The organism is Mycobacterium szulgai, assembly GCF_002116635.1.
Classification (GTDB): domain Bacteria; phylum Actinomycetota; class Actinomycetes; order Mycobacteriales; family Mycobacteriaceae; genus Mycobacterium; species Mycobacterium szulgai.
In genome coordinates this window covers 20,015-37,035 of the sequence record NZ_LQPW01000178.1, presented here as the reverse complement: position 1 = coordinate 37,035, position 17,021 = coordinate 20,015, and the positions used below count along the sequence as shown (strand labels likewise).

14 protein-coding genes are annotated in these 17,021 nt (G+C 61.5%); 3 read left to right on the top strand and 11 right to left on the bottom strand.

Translation table 11 applies throughout. The features are described from left to right. Positions 1-16 precede the first annotated feature (16 nt). Positions 17-919, bottom strand: a complete 903-nt coding sequence (gene dapA / locus AWC27_RS29175; protein WP_085674375.1) for a 4-hydroxy-tetrahydrodipicolinate synthase — start codon at positions 917-919, stop codon at positions 17-19. A 97-nt stretch (positions 920-1,016) separates the two neighbouring features. Next, positions 1,017-1,769, bottom strand: coding sequence for an FAD-dependent thymidylate synthase (gene thyX / locus AWC27_RS29170; protein ID WP_085674608.1), 753 nt, complete (start codon positions 1,767-1,769; stop codon positions 1,017-1,019). Positions 1,770-2,040: 271 nt separating this feature from the next. On the opposite strand from thyX, the gene AWC27_RS29165 reads away from it, so the two are divergent. Together AWC27_RS29165 and AWC27_RS32540 are read left to right on the top strand one after the other, a co-directional pair. Continuing rightward, a complete protein-coding gene (locus tag AWC27_RS29165) occupies positions 2,041-3,225 on the top strand; it encodes a hypothetical protein (RefSeq protein ID WP_139837299.1) in 1,185 nt (394 codons plus the stop codon). 71 nt (positions 3,226-3,296) lie between these two features. Further along, the gene (locus AWC27_RS32540; protein WP_245847583.1) at positions 3,297-3,734 is read left to right on the top strand and encodes a hypothetical protein; all 438 of its coding nucleotides are present in this window, start codon (positions 3,297-3,299) and stop codon (positions 3,732-3,734) included. Between the two features lie 132 nt (positions 3,735-3,866). Here the strand turns inward: AWC27_RS32540 and AWC27_RS29155 are convergent, their stop codons facing one another. Genes AWC27_RS29155 through AWC27_RS29135 form a run of 5 tightly spaced genes read right to left on the bottom strand, consistent with a single transcriptional unit; the run spans position 3,867 to position 12,373 of the window. Continuing rightward, on the bottom strand, positions 3,867-7,073 hold the full coding sequence (locus AWC27_RS29155; RefSeq protein WP_085674371.1) for a type I restriction endonuclease subunit R: 3,207 nt from the start codon (positions 7,071-7,073) through the stop codon (positions 3,867-3,869). Continuing rightward, positions 7,070-7,657 (bottom strand): DUF1016 N-terminal domain-containing protein, encoded by a 588-nt coding sequence (locus AWC27_RS29150; RefSeq protein WP_085674369.1) that lies wholly within the window; start codon positions 7,655-7,657, stop codon positions 7,070-7,072. Before AWC27_RS29150 ends, AWC27_RS29155 begins: the two co-directional genes overlap by 4 nt. Further along, on the bottom strand, positions 7,657-8,820 hold the full coding sequence (locus AWC27_RS29145) for a restriction endonuclease subunit S (protein WP_139837298.1): 1,164 nt from the start codon (positions 8,818-8,820) through the stop codon (positions 7,657-7,659). The genes AWC27_RS29150 and AWC27_RS29145 overlap by 1 nt, the downstream gene beginning before the upstream one ends. 44 nt (positions 8,821-8,864) lie before the next feature. After that, complete coding sequence (locus AWC27_RS29140; protein ID WP_085674365.1) at positions 8,865-10,487, bottom strand: class I SAM-dependent DNA methyltransferase; 1,623 nt, start codon at positions 10,485-10,487, stop codon at positions 8,865-8,867. A gap of 14 nt (positions 10,488-10,501) precedes the next feature. Next, complete coding sequence (locus AWC27_RS29135; RefSeq protein ID WP_085674363.1) at positions 10,502-12,373, bottom strand: hypothetical protein; 1,872 nt, start codon at positions 12,371-12,373, stop codon at positions 10,502-10,504. Between the two features lie 170 nt (positions 12,374-12,543). Here AWC27_RS29135 and AWC27_RS29130 point away from each other — a divergent pair, with 170 nt between their 5' ends. Then, on the top strand, positions 12,544-13,974 hold the full coding sequence (locus AWC27_RS29130; protein WP_085674361.1) for a Fis family transcriptional regulator: 1,431 nt from the start codon (positions 12,544-12,546) through the stop codon (positions 13,972-13,974). Positions 13,975-13,993: 19 nt separating this feature from the next. Here AWC27_RS29130 and AWC27_RS29125 read toward each other — a convergent pair whose 3' ends face one another. The 4 genes from AWC27_RS29125 to AWC27_RS29110 are packed head-to-tail and all read right to left on the bottom strand — an operon-like array spanning position 13,994 to position 16,990. Next, a complete protein-coding gene (locus AWC27_RS29125) occupies positions 13,994-14,389 on the bottom strand; it encodes a type II toxin-antitoxin system VapC family toxin (protein WP_085674359.1) in 396 nt (131 codons plus the stop codon). Beyond that, positions 14,386-14,655 (bottom strand): type II toxin-antitoxin system VapB family antitoxin, encoded by a 270-nt coding sequence (locus tag AWC27_RS29120; RefSeq protein ID WP_085674357.1) that lies wholly within the window; start codon positions 14,653-14,655, stop codon positions 14,386-14,388. The genes AWC27_RS29125 and AWC27_RS29120 overlap by 4 nt, the downstream gene beginning before the upstream one ends. A 38-nt stretch (positions 14,656-14,693) precedes the next feature. Beyond that, positions 14,694-15,776 (bottom strand): restriction endonuclease subunit S, encoded by a 1,083-nt coding sequence (locus AWC27_RS32535; protein ID WP_085674355.1) that lies wholly within the window; start codon positions 15,774-15,776, stop codon positions 14,694-14,696. Beyond that, on the bottom strand, positions 15,776-16,990 hold the full coding sequence (locus AWC27_RS29110) for a winged helix-turn-helix domain-containing protein (protein WP_085674353.1): 1,215 nt from the start codon (positions 16,988-16,990) through the stop codon (positions 15,776-15,778). Before AWC27_RS29110 ends, AWC27_RS32535 begins: the two co-directional genes overlap by 1 nt. Positions 16,991-17,021 lie beyond the last annotated feature (31 nt).

The following is a 17,021-nucleotide window of genomic DNA, read 5'->3' as shown; positions in this document are numbered from 1 at the left end:
TGGCTCACCCTCTGGATCACCTGAGCACCGACGCCGCGCGCATATCCTCGGCCAGCGCTTCGACCTGCTCTGGTGTTGCGGGAACCTGCGGGAGCCGGGGAACCCCGACGTCGATGCCCTGTAAGCGCAGGCCCGTCTTGGACAACGTCACCCCGCCCAGGCGGCCCATCGCATTGCACAGCGGGGCCAGCGCGACGTTGATCTTGCGAGCCGTAGCGATATCTCCAGAGTGGAAGGCGGAGAACAACTCTCGAAGCTGCCCTGCCGCCAGGTGAGAAATCACACTGATGAAGCCGGTGGCGCCCATTGCCAGCCACGGCAGGTTCAGCGCGTCGTCACCGGAGTAATAGGCCAGCCCGGTTTCGGCGATGATCTGGCCGCCGCTGTGCAGATCGGCCTTGGCGTCCTTGACGCCGACGATGTTGGGATGTGACGCCAGCGCGCGGATGGTGTCGGTCTCGATCGGCACCCCAGACCGCCCGGGGATGTCGTAGAGCAACACCGGCAGGTCGGTCGCGTCGGCGACGGCGGTGAAATGTGCCAGCAGGCCGGCCTGCGGCGGCTTCGAGTAATACGGGGTCACCACCAGGAGTCCGTGCGCGCCTTCGGCCGCACACGCCTTGGCCAGTCGGACGCTGTGCGCGGTGTCATAGGTGCCCGCTCCAGCGATGACGCGTGCCCGGTCGCCTACGGCTTCCAGGACGACACGCAGCAGCTCAACCTTCTCGTCATCGGTGGTGGTAGGCGACTCCCCCGTGGTTCCCGAAACCACGATTCCGTCGCAGCCTTGGTTGACCAGGTGAATTGCCAGGCCCGCGGCGGCGGCGGCATCGACGGAGCCGTCGGCGCCGAAGGGTGTCGCCATCGCGGTTAGCAGGGTACCCAGACGTGCTGGGGCGTCGAATCCGACGGTGGTCACGAGTCCCAAGGTTACCTGGCGCTTTATCCCCGCCGCGAGCGTGAGTGCCTGTACGCCGACGCGCCGTGCGGCCGGTACATTCGCGCACGCTCGCGCCTCATGCTTCGGTTGCTAAAGGACTGGTCGCAACCTCGGTGCCGTCGGCCAGCGCGGAAACCTCGAAGTCGGCGAACACCGCCGGCGCGATGTCGACCAGCTGGCGCAGGCACGCGATGGCCAGCCGCCGGATTTCCACGTCGGCGTGCTCGCTGGCCCGCATGGCGATGAAGTGCCGCCAGGCGCGGTAATTGCCGGTCACAACGATGCGGGTCTCGGTCGCGTTGGGCAGCACCGCACGCGCGGCTTGACGGGCCTGCTTGCGGCGCAGGACAGCGTTGGGCTGGTCAGCGAACTTGGCTTCCAGCTTGGCCAGCAACTCGGCGTACGTGGCTCGGCTGGCGTCGGCGGCCGCGGCGAGGATCTGCCGCAGCTCGGGGTCGTCCTCCATGCCCGGGGGTATGACGATCTGGGATTGCTTCTCGGGCACGTATCGCTGGGAGAGCTGTGAATAGGAGAAATGGCGATGCCGGATCAGCTCATGGGTGCACGATCGCGAGATGCCGGTGATGTAGAACGACACGCTTGCGTGCTCCAGCACCGAAAAGTGTCCGACGTCGATGATGTGCTTGATGTAACCGGCATTGGTCGCGGTCTTGGGATTGGGCTTTGACCAGCTCTGATAGCAGGCGCGGCCGGCGAACTCGACGAGCGCCGGGCCGCCTTGGGCGTCGGTGGTCCAGGGCACGTCCGGCGGGGCCAAGAATTCAGTCTTGGCGATCAGTTGCACGCGCAGCGGCGCGATGTCGGCCACGGCGCTCACCTTAATCGGCCGAATCTGCATTCGTGGCGCCGAGACTGCGCGCAGAGCGCGTGTCGAGGCGGTTTCGACACCGTGAGTGCAGTCTCGGCGCGAGGTCTGCTCGTACGGGGTCCGCTAGCTGGGCGAGTAGCTCGGACCAACTATTCGTGGAAAGCTCACCCCGATGGACGTCGGCGCCGCAATGAAGACCCGGTTCGTCAACAGTGAGGCAAGGTCGGCCTGGCGAACTTGCCTCGCTGACCGATCAAGCTAGAGCTGCGTCGTGACAGCACTCAACCAAGAGTTTCCAAACCTTTCGGAGCTTCTCGCATGGCCCACTGAACATCTCACCGAAGGCGCGGCGCACTGGGAGTCTACCCATCGGCGATGGTATGACGTCTTCTCGCGGGTCTGGGATGACTCAATGTCGGTTGACTGGACGGGCCAGGCATCTGAGCAGCTCCGGGCCCGGACCTTCGGTGATATGACGACGGTCAATCGCATTGGAGACCGGATCGAGCAAGCGGCCAAGACAGCACGCGCCGGTGCTTCCGAGTTGTATGCGGCACGGTCGCACTTGCGATATGCGGTCGAGGACGCCCATTCTGCCGGATTCGAAGTTGGCGATGACCTTTCGATCACGGACCCTGGCGCCTGCCGATCGCCGATGACGATGGCCAGCCGGCGTGCCCTGGCCCATAATCTCGCTCTCGACATCCGTCAGCGTGCAATGCAATTGGTTTCACTGGATCAGCAAGTCGCCGCGCGGATCACCATCGCGTTCGCTGAACTCCGAACTATGCTCTTCGACGACGTGCCCGCCCGCCCACGAGAAGAAGGCCGAGAACCGCCTCGGCGCAACGGGATTCAACTTGTCGACAACGGGTCTTGGAAGGATGCACCTGGTCCTCCGCCCAATCCCCCCTCGACGCCAACGGCTCAAGAAGTGCAGGAGGTAATCAGAGACCTCCCCCGTGGCAATCGCCCGTTTATCAAAGAAATCAGAAGCGAAGCAGACCTGCGCAAGCTATTGGATTGGCTAAGCGAAGGCGCGACCGAAAGGAATCCAGCGAGTAGCTACAAAGGAATAGAGCGCGTGCTAAGCGACGGAACCATCGTCGGGATACGTCAAGATGCGGAATTCGGCCTGACGATGGATATTCGTTCGCCGGATAAGAATTACGTCCGAATACATATCAACTCCGAACGAGGCGGCGTACCGAACATTGCACGGCCTCTCGCTCAACCGGTGGCTCCGCCACAGATCGAGCCCAGACCATCGGCCCGCGTGCCTGTTGAACCCGCTCCGGCCGCGGCGCCGCCTGCCCGACTCGGACCGTCTCCGATCCTTGGTCCAGTGCCTCCGGAATCTATCCCGCACCCTGTTCAACTGCCGCACAGCCACCACGACTTGCCAGTGTTAGGCAAAGACGAATTGTCGGACTTGCCCGAGTTCAACCCGGAATGACAAGACTTGACATGCAGTCAGAAAACACCGCCCCGCCGAAAAGTTAGGTACGAAATGCCAGCTGCAGCAGAATGTTTGAGGCGATAGGCTATGCAGGTCGTTCGACACAACTCAGAGCAGCGCGCAGAATGAACAACATTCGCAGAAGAGTACGTGAAGAGCTGCTGCTCGATGGGCTAGAAGGTGCCGTGCCGCTTACGGTCGTTGATTCCCACGTCACTCGACTGAATCCGGCGATACCGATATCAGAACTGCAGAAAGAGACATTAGAGACGGTACGTTCGCTGGTGAGCGATGGACTTTTCTCCCTCGGCGCTATGTCCGGCGACGACGGAAGTTGGGTCGAATGGAACGAACCGCTCGCCACGTCAATGCAGAAGATTTCCGACGCTTACGTCAATCATTACGATGATCCTGCAGTGTGGATTTGGGCGGCATGGATGAAGCTCACCGACAACGGCAAACAGGTCGCACGAGCACTAGGGCAAGAATCCACTGATCCAGTTTGATCAATGTTGAGCTGCAGCCTGTGGCGACGGAATGCTGTGGTCAGGCGCCAACTATGCAGTGGGTCTTCGACTACACGAAACGATAGACCAGCCATAGGTTCTTACTATCGGCCCGCCGCTCTTCCAGTGGCGTCACGGAGACACGTTCAGGACTTTCTCCCCGTCGGTCAATCGACCCGCTTGCTCCGCGTACCGCGGCGCTAACGCCTCCATTTGTTCGATCACCAACTTGATCGCCGCCGGTTGCTTGTCCGGCGGGTACTTGTACTTCACCAACAGCCGCTTGATCGACGACCGCAGTTTTGCACGCACGTCATCCCGCACAGTCCAGTCAGTTTTGGTGTCACGCTGCATCACCGCCACCAATTCACGGGCTATCTGCGCCAGGACCGCTTCACCCTGGATTTCAACCGCCGATTCATTGTCGGCAACCGCGTCGTAGAAGGAAAGCTCATCGTGTGACAGCGGCGGCGTGAATCTCTTGCCCCGATCTCCCTCAGCGGCAACTTCTTTGGCCATCGCGATGAGTTCGGCGATCACCTCCGCCGAGGTGAGCTGCTGGTTGGTGTACTTGCGCATCAATTCCGAGACCCGTTCAGCAAAGTCACGCTGACGTACAAGATTGTTCCGGGTCGCGCCGCCCATCTCCTCGGTGAGCAGAGCGCGTAACGCCTCAATGGCCAAGTGCGGGTTTTCAGACTTTTTGGCTTTCATTTCGAATTCCGGCGTCAGGTCGGACAGCGACGGCTTGCCGAGTCCCGCGGCCTCGTAGATGTCGATGATTTCGCCACCAGCTGTCGAGGCGTCGACCAGTTGCGAGAGCAGTCGCTTGATTTCCTCCGGGATCGGCTTGCCCTCAGCCTGGCGCTGCTGAGCATCGAACTTGCCCATCACCACACGGACCTGCTCGTAGAACTTCACGGTCTGCCGTAACTCGCCCAGCGTCTCATTGCCCGCACACAACGACCAAGCACGTGCCAAATGATTTGACAGCGTACGAAACTGATCGCCGAGTGTCGGTTGAGTTTGATTTCCCGGCGTGGTCGGATCACGCAGGTAGGCGGCCAGGCCGATCGCCGCCTTCAACCAGCCCACTAGTGGCACCCTGGACCGCCAGTCGTGGCTTGCACACAGCCCGTCCAGCCGCGCAATGAGCTTCCCGGTCTCGTCCACCGCAGCTTCGATGTCCTTGCCTAGCGGCTTTTCGGCGCGGTCCGTGTCCGTGTATTCGGCTAGGGCCGCCGTGAGATTGTCTACCAGCGGCGCGTAAGCGACCAGCAGGCCCGACGGCTTACCGCAGAACGTCCGATTAACCCGTGCGAGCGTCTGCATCAGAAGCGCGCCTTTGAGCGGACGGTCCAGATACAAGGTGTGCAGCGGCGGCGCGTCGAAGCCGGTCAACATCATGTCTTTGACGATGACGATCTGTAGTTCGTCTTCGCGGTTGCGTAACCGCTTCTGGATGGTCTTGTTTTGGCCTTCCCTGCGAACGTGTTTCGCAATTTGCTCCGGATCTTGTGCAGAACCCGAGTAGACGACCTTGATGACGCCCTTGTCGACGGATTCGTGGTGCCAGTCCGGGCGGAGCGCGATGATCTGCTCGTAGAGCCGCGCACAGATCTCTCGTGTTGCACCGACTACGAACGCTTTGCCACTGCAACCTATGAACGGTCGCATCGCTTCGGAGCGTGCTTCCCAGTGCGTCACGATGTCCTCGGCCAGCTTTGCCAGGCGTTCAGGGGCGCCGTAAATTGCGTTGATGACGGCGACCGACTTCTCGATTTGCGCCCGTTCGACGTCGTCGAGGCCGAGGGTTACCTCTTTGGCGGCGTCATCGAGGTCGCCCTCACTGACGCCTTCCGCCCAACCGACTTTGGCCAGCCGCGGCTCGAAATACACTGGCACCGTGGCGTTATCGGCTACTGCCCGGGTCAGGTCGTAGCTGTCGATGGTCGCTCCGAAGACCGCGCGGGTATCGCGGTCGACCTCCGAAATCGGCGTACCCGTGAAGGCGATGAACACTGCGTTAGGCAACGCGTCGCGGATGTGACGGGCGTAGCCGTCGATGTTGTCGTAGTGGCTGCGGTGGGCCTCGTCAACGATGACGATGATATTGCGCCGGTCAGTTAGCTTCGGATGGTCAATACCGGCGCCACGCTCGGCCTTCGTGAGACCGAACTTTTGCAGAGTCGTGAAGTAGATGCCGCCGGTGGTGCGGTTGGACAGTTCGTCACGCAGCTCGGATCGCGTGGCCACTTTCACCGGAGATTCGGCAAGCAGCGCTGAGCGATTGAATGTTTCATAGAGCTGCGAGTCGAGGTCAGTGCGGTCGGTGACGACCACGATGGTCGGGTTTTTCAGTTTCGGGTGTCGGGCGACCAGGTGCGTGTAAAGCTCCATTTCCATCGATTTGCCCGAGCCCTGGGTATGCCATACCACACCGGCCTTGCCATTGGTCTCCGCCGCCTGCACCGTATGCCCGACCGCCTTGCTAACAGCAAAGTACTGGTGCGGCTTTGCAATTCGCTTGATGAGCTTGTCGCCATCTTCATCGAAGGCGGTGAAATTGCGCAGCAGCTGAAGGAAGCGCTCGGTGTTGAACAGACCATCGATCAGAGTCTCCAGCTCGATCGGCACATCCACGTCGTTGGCGGACTTGCCGATCTCGATGAGTTTGCCGTCATCGTCGACATTCCACGGCGCGAAATGTTCGAACGGGGTGAAAGGTGTGCCGTACCGAGCGTTGATGCCGTCACTGATTATAGTGAGCACCGCGAACCGGAAGGCCATCGGGAATTCGCGTCGATAGGTTTGGAGTTGCGCGTGCGCGGCGGCGATGTCAGCGTGCTGCGCACCGGCCTGCTTCAGCTCGAAGATCGCGACAGGCATCCCATTGAGGTAGAGCACGACGTCGAAACGCCGATGCTGCTCGGTCGAGCGGATCGTAACCTGTTGGACGGCAAGGAATTCGTTCTCTTCGGGACGATGACTGATCAGCCTTATTGTGGGGTTCTGCTCGATGCCGTCCGAGTCGATATAGTTGAAACCGCGGTAGCCCTCGACAAAGTAGCGGTGCAGCCGGAAGTTCTCTGTGATGGTGTCCTGAGAGCGCGGCTGAACGATCTCGGACCGCGCCTGGTCCAGGTATTCACCGGGGACATCGGGATTGAGCTCGCGCATCTTGGCCAGCATGCGGTCTGGCAGCACGATGTCGGACCACGATTCGCGGCCGCCGACCGTGCCGGGGGCAATGTCGCTGCCGGACATCGGGGTCCACTCGTGCTCGGCCAGGTCGTCCAGAACTTTGTGCTCCCAGGCTGCCTCGTTGAATTCGGTCATGGCTCCTCATCGCTTCCGACGTCTAGCTCGGCCTCGGCCGGCGGCAGTGTTTGCGCGAAGTTGATAAGGGCGCGGCCGACCCGGTGGTGGAGTTGGCCCTCGATGTGGTGGACCATTACGTTCCGGCTCCACCGTTGGTCGACGGCGGTTTGTGCGTACCATAGCCGCAGTTCAGGGCTATCGAGCTTCTCTAGTAATGCGATGTGGTGATACCACGGCAATTGTGCAAGCGGCGCTTGCACAATTGCATCCTCCGGCCATCCCGCCGCAAACGTGCCTATGTACTCGAGATTCCGAGGCGAGAACCCCCTAGCATCCGGGAAACGTTTTTTCAAATCAGAAGTCAGCCCGTCGATGACACGGGCAACCCAACCTTCATCATCCTGCCGGGCCAGGTTTTCCGCGCCGGCACTCCAAATCGTGGCAACGAGTTCTTGGTTCGCGGCCACAACCGCTCGTGGGCGGCAAGTTTGGACCCAAGCGCTGACGACATCGAGACGCTGTGGGCACCTCAGAGCGGCGGACTTGTCAACAGATACCGCAAGAAAGGGAACTTGGCTGTCGTCCGCCTCGTTCTGAGCCATCACAACACCTCCGACACGACAGCCTCGGCGTGTTTGACCCCGAGTTTGCCGGACATCAGGAGGGGAAGGAGTTCGTCACGGGCACAGGCCAGCAGACGCGACTCGTCGAGTCTCGAACGTTCTAAGGAGTCCAACTCATCAAGTTCTCGGCCGAGGCGAGCTTGTTCAGACCTCGCCGGAACTTCCAGAATCAAGCTGCCTAGCAATTCTCTTCGAAGCTCCGTTTGCCCAGTACTACCCTCCGCGAGCGCTTCGATCTCATTCTCCAGCCGGAGGAGCGCGAACCCGGCGCACACCGGGTCTACAACAAACTCATCAAACCGAGCTATCGTAATGTGCGAGTCGACCGTCACCCCCGATTCCCGAGTCCACCGCGCAGCCCTGCCCAGCGTCCCCACGCCCGTCGAGTTCACCAAAACATCATTCTTTTGCAGCATGCGATCAAGGCGGTTCGATAGGGGCGCCATCAAACGTGCTTGGTCTAGCGACACACGCTGATCACGCACACATTTTTGGTTCAAAACCGTAATACCGTTGCGATCGACGTACTTTGGAGTCACGCCGCGGCACAACATCACAATTGCGTCCGAAACCGGAATTTTGATACTAACGCTCAAACTGCCGACGAACCGTCCAGAAGCCAATTTGCGCGCGGCCTCAACCAATCGCTTGTTCGCGGCGATCTTGTCGTCGAGGGCACCGAGCACACCTGCAATAGCCCGTTGCTCGTCGATATGCGGTAATTCAATTTCTATGGAACGCTGATCAGACAAGCTGACGTACGGTGCCATGTCCGTTTGCCCTTTGAGCACATCGAGTTGCCTTCGGAAACTCTCGGATGCCATCAGGTAACGAAGAAACCGTTGATCAAGCACATTGGGGTCCAGGGAGCGCCAAAAGGTCGTTTGAGGTGAGCATACGAAGTCTGGCGACGTCATCGGGGCGACTGCAATGCGCCCGACAGTTCCCTTGTGAGACAGAATCACATCCCCCGGTGCACCGATACCTTTTCTGATGCGTGCTCGTGCAACACCATTGATTCGCCCCGCGCCTTCGAAGTCGATTACTCCGCTCGACATATCAGCAGCACGAATGAATGGCACACCATCGACGACGAACTCACCAGGACGCGGACGGTATTCACCATGGTTACCGTCCTCCACACGAAGTACGCCTTCGCGTACGAGAGTGCCCACACGAACGGAAATCACGACAGTCGCTCCAACTGCTCCCGAATCACCTTCTCCAGCCTCGCCGACTCATCAAATGCCGCAAGAAGTTCCGTCTTCAACCTAGCGATCTTCTCGTCGATCGGTTCACCATCGTCCTCGACCTCGGGCGCTCCGACGTACCGGCCGGGCGTCAGCGCGTAGTCCGCCGCCTTGATATCCGCCAGCGTCACCGATTTGCAAAACCCCGGAACATCCTCGTAGATAACACCTTTTGCGGCAGCCGACAAAGAACCGCGCCACGCGTGGTAGGTGTCACCGATGCGCACGATGTCGTCGTTACTCAGCGCCCGCTCGGCCCGGTCCACCATGTAACCCAGCTCGCGGGCGTCTATGAACAACACCTGACCGGAGCGGTCAACCGATCCCTGCTTACCCGCGGCCTTATCCTTCGCAAAAAACCACAGACACACTGGAATTCCCGTGCTGCGAAAGAGCTGTGTCGGCAGCGCGACCATGCAGGACACCAGGTCGGCCTCCACAATCTGCGCACGAATGTCACCCTCTCCGTTCGAGTTCGACGACATCGACCCGTTGGCCATCACAACGCCGGCTTCGCCGCCGGGCTTGAGTTTGAACAGGATGTGCTGAATCCAGGCATAGTTGGCGTTGTTGGCCGGCGGTACGCCGAACCGCCACCGGGGGTCCTCTTCATTGCGGGCCCAATCCTTGATATTGAACGGCGGATTCGCCATTACGTAGTCCATCTGCACGTCGGCATGCTGATCGCGCGCGAACGTGTCGCCCCACCGGCTGCTCAACCCACTGTGGTCGATCCCGTGGATGGCCAAGTTCATCTTGGCCATGCGCCAGGTCTCCTCGATACTCTCCTGGCCATAGATGGCAATGTCTTTCGCGTCGCCGTGGTGGTCTGCGATGAACTTCTCGGTTTGCACGAACATGCCGCCCGACCCGCAGCACGGGTCGTACACACGGCCCTTGGCAGGTTCAAGCACCTCAACGATCACCTTTACCACGCTGGGCGGGGTGAAGAACTCACCACCCCGCTTGCCCTCCGCGCGGGCGAAGTTGCCGAGGAAATATTCGTAGACCTCCCCCATCAGGTCTCGCGCTTTGTGCTCACCCTGACGGCTGAATCGCGCACTGTTGAACAGGTCGATCAGTTCGCCGAGCCGCCGCTGGTCGATGTTGTCGCGGTTGTATAACCGTGGCAGCGTGCCACCCAGCGTAGGATTAGCGTCCATCACGGCATCCATGGCGTCGTCAATCAGCTTTCCGATGTTCTTACCGGGCTGATCCCCGCTCGCGGGCTTGCCTTTCGCGTTCTCCGCCAAAAACTTCCACCGCGCGGTCGGTGGCACCACGAACACGTTGTAGCCGTGGTACTCCTCAGGATCGTCGATCAGTTCTTGAATCTGATCCTCGTCCATGCCGTCGGCGGCCAACTCGGCACGAATCGATTCGCGACGCTCGTCGAATGCGTCGGAGACATATTTCAGAAAAACCAGCCCCAGAATCACGTCCTTGTATTGGTTGGCCGACAGCGACCCGCGGAGCTTGTCCGCGGCCTTCCAGAGCGTGTCCTTGAGCTCCTTCATTGTCGACGGTGCTTGCGGCTCCTGCTTTTTCCGGGGCGGCATCGCATGCGTCCTTTCTAGTTTCCGGCGCCGGGCAACCCCGGCGCACTGTGTTCCACATCGAGGGTGAGGGCGCCGGCGGCAACCCCGTTGATGAGCGCCGTCTTCAACTCCCGAACTGCAGCTACCCGGCGGCTTGCTTGTCGTTCGTATTCATCAGCCTCTGCCAACGCCGCCTCAAGGCGCTCGGCTTCGCCGCGCGGCAAAACTGGAACCGACCAAGTCGGCCATTCACTTCCGGGACAGGCGGTTTCATTGATGAGCGTGGCCAGCACTAGGGGGCCGACTTCCGCCGATGCGGACAAGCGAATGATCCGGGCAGGGCAGGCCACCATCGCCCCACCCACCCGATCCACCCAAGCCCGTGGCCGCGGCTTTTCTACAAAGATCACGTCGCCTGGTTCGGTACGAGTCGCACGCGGGTATTTCGCCTCGGCATCAACGGGATCAAGCGCGAGCCTCCCAACCACTTCTTCAGGCAGCACCCGCACCGTTCCCTCCGGGGATCCATGACTGCCGTTTATGCGCCGCCCCCGTTTGAGCAACAGCCGTTTCGCGGCATGCAGCTCGTGCAGGGAACGGTGTGCCAGGTGAATCCGCCCAGGGGCCGCGGACACCAACGCGTCCAGCGGCATCAGCGGCGCTGTCGTCACCAACGTAGCCCGGTGCACTGCCTCTACATGCTCCCCCTCGTCGTGCCCGCGCAGCCGCACCGCCCGTACTCCTCTGGGCACCACAGCAGACCCGGCCAGCACGTTCGATAGCTGAATGCGTCGTGCGTACCGGAAAGCGCGATCCTCCGTCTGCGCCAGGGCGCCGGCGACATCGGCGGCAATATCGGTTAACTCGATGTGCTCGACAGCTCCGAGGTCAGCAACCCAAGGCTGCTGCGCATTCGCACCCCCTACACATATCCACACCGCCAGGCTCTGCCGGTGCGCCTCACGCCAGAGTCCCCGCGGGAGGCGTACGGCGGCAACAAGATTGCCCACTCGAAGTGCCCCCGCACGCCGATTCTGCATTGGCCCGGCAAGCCCGTCCGAGAGTGCGGCCGCAGATCCAATAACTATCGCAACGTCCCTTGGTCGCAGCGCGAGTACAGCATCATCGAGGCGATCGAGCGCGTCTACGACATCCAGTCCGACGAGCGACAAGGCTGAAACGCATTGGGATGCAACATTTTCCCTGACGTGTATGCCGCGAATGACCGCACGACGACGCAGCGGCCGATCATTCGATGCGACATCGAGCCCACACACCTCGGCCACATCAAGCGCCACCGGTGAACCTTCGGCGCGCAGCACAACCCGGTCGTCTTCGAGATGGATAGCCGCGGCTTCAACCATGCAGCGCAACAAGTTCACCGCGTAGTCGGTGAGTTCGCGCAATTGTTCGCGACGCTTGAGTCGCCCGGCCTCGACCCGCTGCAGCGCGTCTGCCGGACCGCGCGAGGCTTCCACCAGATCGTCGACGTAGACGAGCGCGCTATCGGACACCCGCAGCTCGCGAATCTCTGTCGACAGCAGAGTGTCCTCGGGATCGAACCGCTCGGCCGAACGTACCAAGTCGGCGTGCGACACGCTGGTGAGTTCTTGTCCGGTGACCACATGCCAGCAAAGCAGCGTTACAACGTCCTCTAGGCCGGCATCGTCCGGTGCCGCCACCGCGGGCGCGTCATAGTCGCATTCGAGGTTATTCCCGCGACCGGTTCGCACCAGCCAATCCACCACAGCGTCACGAGGGAAGCGTGCGACGCCGTCGACCGTCGCCACAGGAGTCGGAAACGGGATAGAGACGCCGCGCACCATTCGCCGCTTTCGCCACATGCTGACCACGGGCCGCTGTACCTTGGCAAGGTCAGCCACGTCCTGCAGCGTCAACGTGGTCATCGGCCCTCCTTTCCGCTCAGCATCAAGTTAGCCCCCATTGCGTCTATCGCAAACAGGCTCAACCGATAAGAGGGCTTATCAGTAATAGGCATTGTCAGTCCGCCGAAGGCGACGGATCCTTCAGACACCGCTTCCGCGCACTGCGGCAGCACGACTCTCCGGGAGAAGCTATGCCGAACACGAAGCCTCAAGCCCACTTCGACGCCACCCTCACCACCGTCGAAATAGAAGGACTTGCCTTGCGAGACAAGGATGTTGCCCACGAAGCGCAACGCTGGACATCTGGTGAGCGCGGCCCCGTCATCTACGACCCAGACACTCTCAGGGGGGCTGACTTGACCGAGTTCGTCACCGAAGCCATCAAGATGGGCGCACACGCGTTGTCCGTAACCGGCGCGGCCACGGAGTCGCACCGGCTGGAGCAGATGCTGAAGGAAGTCGGCGAGAAGGCAGCAGACTCGACTAGCAAGGCGGCCGAGGTCACCGAGCGCGCCGTCGAGTCAGCATCCGAAACACTGGCGAAGGCCGCCGCCGATGCCAAGAAGGCCATCACCGAAGCCGGCGCAGCCAGCCGCAACGAGTTCACCCAATCGGTCGCGGTGGCAAAGCACGATCTCAACACAGAAGTCCGTCGCATCTTCGGTGGCGAGAACCCCGAACTTCTGGACCGGCTGCAGCCCGTACTCGACAAGTTTGGCGCCAGCCTCGATGCCAAGGCACAGGCCGGGACCAACGAGCTGCTGACGAGAGCCACCAAGCAGTTCGACCCTAGCGACCCCACTTCGCCGATGTCCAAACACGCTGCGGAACTCGGTGCGCGCCAACAACAGCTAGTCGAGATGATCGGCAAGAATCATGCCGACTTGGCCAGGAAGGTGGACGAACTGACCACGGCACTGAAGGTTCAGGAAGCTAAGGCCAGCCTTGCAAAGGTCACCCCGATCAAAGGCGACACATTCGAAAACCAAGTCAACGCAATAATTTCGGAGATTGCCGCAGGCCTAGGTGACGAGTTCACCGATACCCGCACGATCGTCGGCTCAGTGCCGCGGTCGAAGAAGGGCGACGCGGTGCTGACCATTGACGGTGGTTCGGCTCGCGTGGTGATCGAAACGACTGACTCGTCCCGTACGACGTGGGCCGAGTACTTCAATGAGGCTGAGCGCAATCGCCTTGCCGCGGCGGCGCTCGGCATCGTCCGTAGCACCGAACAGAACGGCGGTCAGTCGATCAGGGTGCTCGGCTCCCGACGCATCGTGCTCGCGTTCGACCCAGGCGTCGATGACCCTGACCTGATACGCACGGTCGTCATGCTGCTGCGGACAGCCGCGCTCACGGCCGCCACGCGGAGAGGTGCAAACCAGCTGGTGACGGCAGAGGAGAAAATTACTGAGGCCATCGAGCGGCTCACCACGCTTGACGATGTGAAGAAAACCGCCGGTTCGATTCAGAAGAGCGCGACCAAGATCGAAAACTCGTGCACTGGAATCACTAGCGGAATTCAGCGGTTGCTGACCGACGCACTGACGGCGCTACACGACGCAAGCCCCGAAGCCCACGCTGACCTTTCCACCGGTTCGTCCTCAGGTGAGGTGGCTTAGCCCACCGACGGCTAGCGACTCAAGCACAAGCAGGCCGGATATCGGTATGGATGAAATCATCACCGACGAAAAGCAGCGGCTCCCCGGTGACGTGGGCCAACGCGTAGCTAAAGGTATCGCCGAGATTGAGCCGGGCCGGGTGGCCGCTCCCGCGGCCGTAGTCACGGTATGCCTGCGCCGCAACTCGCGCTTGGTCGGCATCGAAGGCTTCAATGCCGATTCCATAATCGTTGAGCAACCTATCAACCAGCCGACTGATCTCCGGTCGGTTTGGCCGCTTCATCACTGCACACAACTCGACATAATTTGGTGCGGAGATTCGCGAGTTCGGTGAGTTGACCAGCGCGTCCTTAAGTGGTTCCGCACCCGTTTCACCGCGCACGATCGCGACGATGGCTGAGGTGTCGACAATCATCGCGGCAAACCATAGTCGTCGTAAAGGTCAGCCTCCGCGTGCCGAATCGCGCGCTTGTCGTCGTCGGTGAGCAATCGACCGAGCTCCTGCAGGGTTTTTTCTGCCGCAATGCGCCGCGCCGTAGCCCCTACGGACCCTTCGTGGTCAAGTTCCGCCAGCCGTCGTGCAACGGCTTCTTCGATCGCCGCCGTCTGATTGGTGCCTGTGCGCACCGCAAGTTCGCGCACCAATCGCACAGTACGTTCGCTCTTAATATTCAGACTCACGGTAGAAGAGTACTCTTCTGACGGTAGACTATCTACCGTCAGACCGTGTTGACGAGCGCGACCGAGTCCGTAAGACGGGCCTTGCCCGTCAACAGGAGGGGCAGGAGTACATCGCGGAGGGCCGATAGCCGGCCCGATTCCGCTCTTCGTTGGTGACAGACAGCACCAAGGCTCCTAAGGGCCTGCGCCGACCCGGCGTCCAAACTCCGTACATCCGGTACTGCGGTCCCCAGTAGCTCGCGCGGTCGTATCCGCTGACGACTTCCCGTCATACCGGCCCCCCTTTGTTGCAAGGTGGCCAAGACGTCGCGCTGGCGTAACGCCGACCAGAGCGCGCAAGGATCGACCCCGATCGGTTGCAGTACGACGAACTCGGTGCTCGCCAATGCCATTTCTGACGGCGGCTCGGCGACATTCCAAATTCGCGGTATTCTGGGATTCATCTTAGAAAATAAAACGCACCCCTCCGATATACGAAATTTGTTGCTCTTGATAGTGCTGCCGTCAACGATAATTGGTTGGGCGCCGTTGTCGAATGCCGGAAAACTGTAGTAGGCAACTCTGCGATCGAACCGTGCAGGCTCGAGACAAACGGCCGACCTACTCGCCAAGGTTGACAGCGTGGTGCGCTCAGAGATCCGCGCAACCATCGCGAGCATTAGCGCCTCAGCGGCAGCGATGACACGCTTATTAGCCACAATTTTGTCGTCCAGGGCGCCGAGAAGCTCGCCGATTCGACGACGCCCGGAGGGGATATCCGAGACAGAAACGCTTCTGACAATGCTCAGATTCAGCAGTGGCTGGCCGGATCCGGCACGATGCCGATTAAGCCCACATGTCTGCAACGCGTAGTACCAAAATCGCGTTTCGTCGGGATTGTCGGCCCGGCACACCAATGCATTATCTGTGACCCACACATCCCTTTCGCAATAGCGAAGACTACCGCAATAGGATCCAACACGACCTATTACTATCAGAGGCCCCCGAGCATTGCATTCGGACGCATATCCGATGGGCCCATTAGCGCCGTAGACGGGAAAGCGCTCGTCACCGGTTCGTGGCGGCGGGGCGCCTCCCGCGCTGAAACCGAGGTGATCTCCTAAACGGACCTTGCCGTTCATCAGCCGGCCCGTTTGGTTGCGGTGCGCAGTTCGGCGGCCAGGTCGCCCCGGCTCGATACGGTGACCCCACCTAGTTCCAGCCAAGTGGCCATCGACTCCAGCTCTGCGGTGAGCGCCTCGGCTGTTCGGGCCCGCGGCGCGCCGGGTTCGCCGAAGGCGCCCACCACGCGCAGTGCGTTGGCCGCGCGGTCGGCCTTGAGGTCGACCCGCGCGACCAAGTGCCCATCCAGCAGCAGCGGCCACACGTAGTACCCGTACCGGCGTTTGTTCGCTGGCGTATAGATCTCGATGCGGTAGTGGAAATCGAAGAGCCGCTCGACCCGAGGCCGGAAGAAGATCAACGGGTCGAACGGACACAGCAAAGCGGTGCCGCGGTCGCGGCGCGGCACCGCTCGTCCGGCCCGCAGGTAGGCCGGCGCCGGCCAGCCTTCGACGTCGACGCGCTCGATTTCCCCTGCGGCTATCAGCTCGGCGATGGCCGGCTTGACCTGCTGGGCGGACAGCCGAAAATAGTCACGCAGGTCCGCCTCGGTGCCGACGCCCAGGGCAGTCGCCGCCCGCAGCGTCAGCTCCCGGACGGCCTCCTCGTCGTCGACGTGCCGGGCCAGCACTTCGGCCGGCAGCACTCGCTCCACCAGGTCGTAATGCCGTGCGAAACCGACCCGGGTCGCAGTGGTCAGCACCCCGGAGGCAAACAGCGCTTCAGCCACCCACTTGGTGTCACTGCGCGTCCACCAGGTGCCCTTCTTGCGGCGCGGCCCCGCTTCCAGATACGCCTCGATCTGACCAGCCGTGCTCGGTCCGAGGTCTGCGACGGCGGCGACGATGTCGTCGGCCAGCTGCGGGTTGGCCTTCACGACCTGGGTGCCCCAACGTCCGTGGGTGTACTGACGCATCCGCCAGCGCAGCAGCGGCCAGTCGTCGACGGCCATCAGCGCGGCCTCATGCGCCCAGTACTCAACTAGCAATCGGGTCCGCAACGGACCCCAAGCCGCCCGGTCCAGCACGTCGCGGTCATACGGCCCGAGCCGGCTGAACACCGGCGCGTAGTGCGCGCGTACCGCCACCGACACCGAGTCCAGCTGCAACACCTGGATGCGCGAAATCAGCCGCTGTAGATGCGCGCGCGTAACTCTGCCCGCCGGCCGCGGCTCGCTAAAGCCTTGGGCGGCAACGGCTATCCGCCGGGCTTGCGCGACGGTGATCGTGCTCAGCCGGTGCCGACTTCCTGGCCCGAGCGTTCCA

Excerpts from the sequence above, each read along its gene's own strand:
- AWC27_RS32540 (WP_245847583.1), top strand. The coding sequence starts at position 3,297 with ATGTTTGAGGCGATAGGCTATGCAGGTCGTTCGACACAACTCAGAGCA.
- AWC27_RS29155 (WP_085674371.1), bottom strand. The coding sequence starts at position 7,073 with ATGACCGAATTCAACGAGGCAGCCTGGGAGCACAAAGTTCTGGACGAC.
- AWC27_RS29150 (WP_085674369.1), bottom strand. The coding sequence starts at position 7,657 with ATGGCTCAGAACGAGGCGGACGACAGCCAAGTTCCCTTTCTTGCGGTA.
- AWC27_RS29140 (WP_085674365.1), bottom strand. The coding sequence starts at position 10,487 with ATGCCGCCCCGGAAAAAGCAGGAGCCGCAAGCACCGTCGACAATGAAG.
- AWC27_RS29135 (WP_085674363.1), bottom strand. The coding sequence starts at position 12,373 with ATGACCACGTTGACGCTGCAGGACGTGGCTGACCTTGCCAAGGTACAG.
- AWC27_RS29130 (WP_085674361.1), top strand. The coding sequence starts at position 12,544 with ATGCCGAACACGAAGCCTCAAGCCCACTTCGACGCCACCCTCACCACC.
- AWC27_RS29125 (WP_085674359.1), bottom strand. The coding sequence starts at position 14,389 with ATGATTGTCGACACCTCAGCCATCGTCGCGATCGTGCGCGGTGAAACG.
- AWC27_RS32535 (WP_085674355.1), bottom strand. The coding sequence starts at position 15,776 with ATGAACGGCAAGGTCCGTTTAGGAGATCACCTCGGTTTCAGCGCGGGA.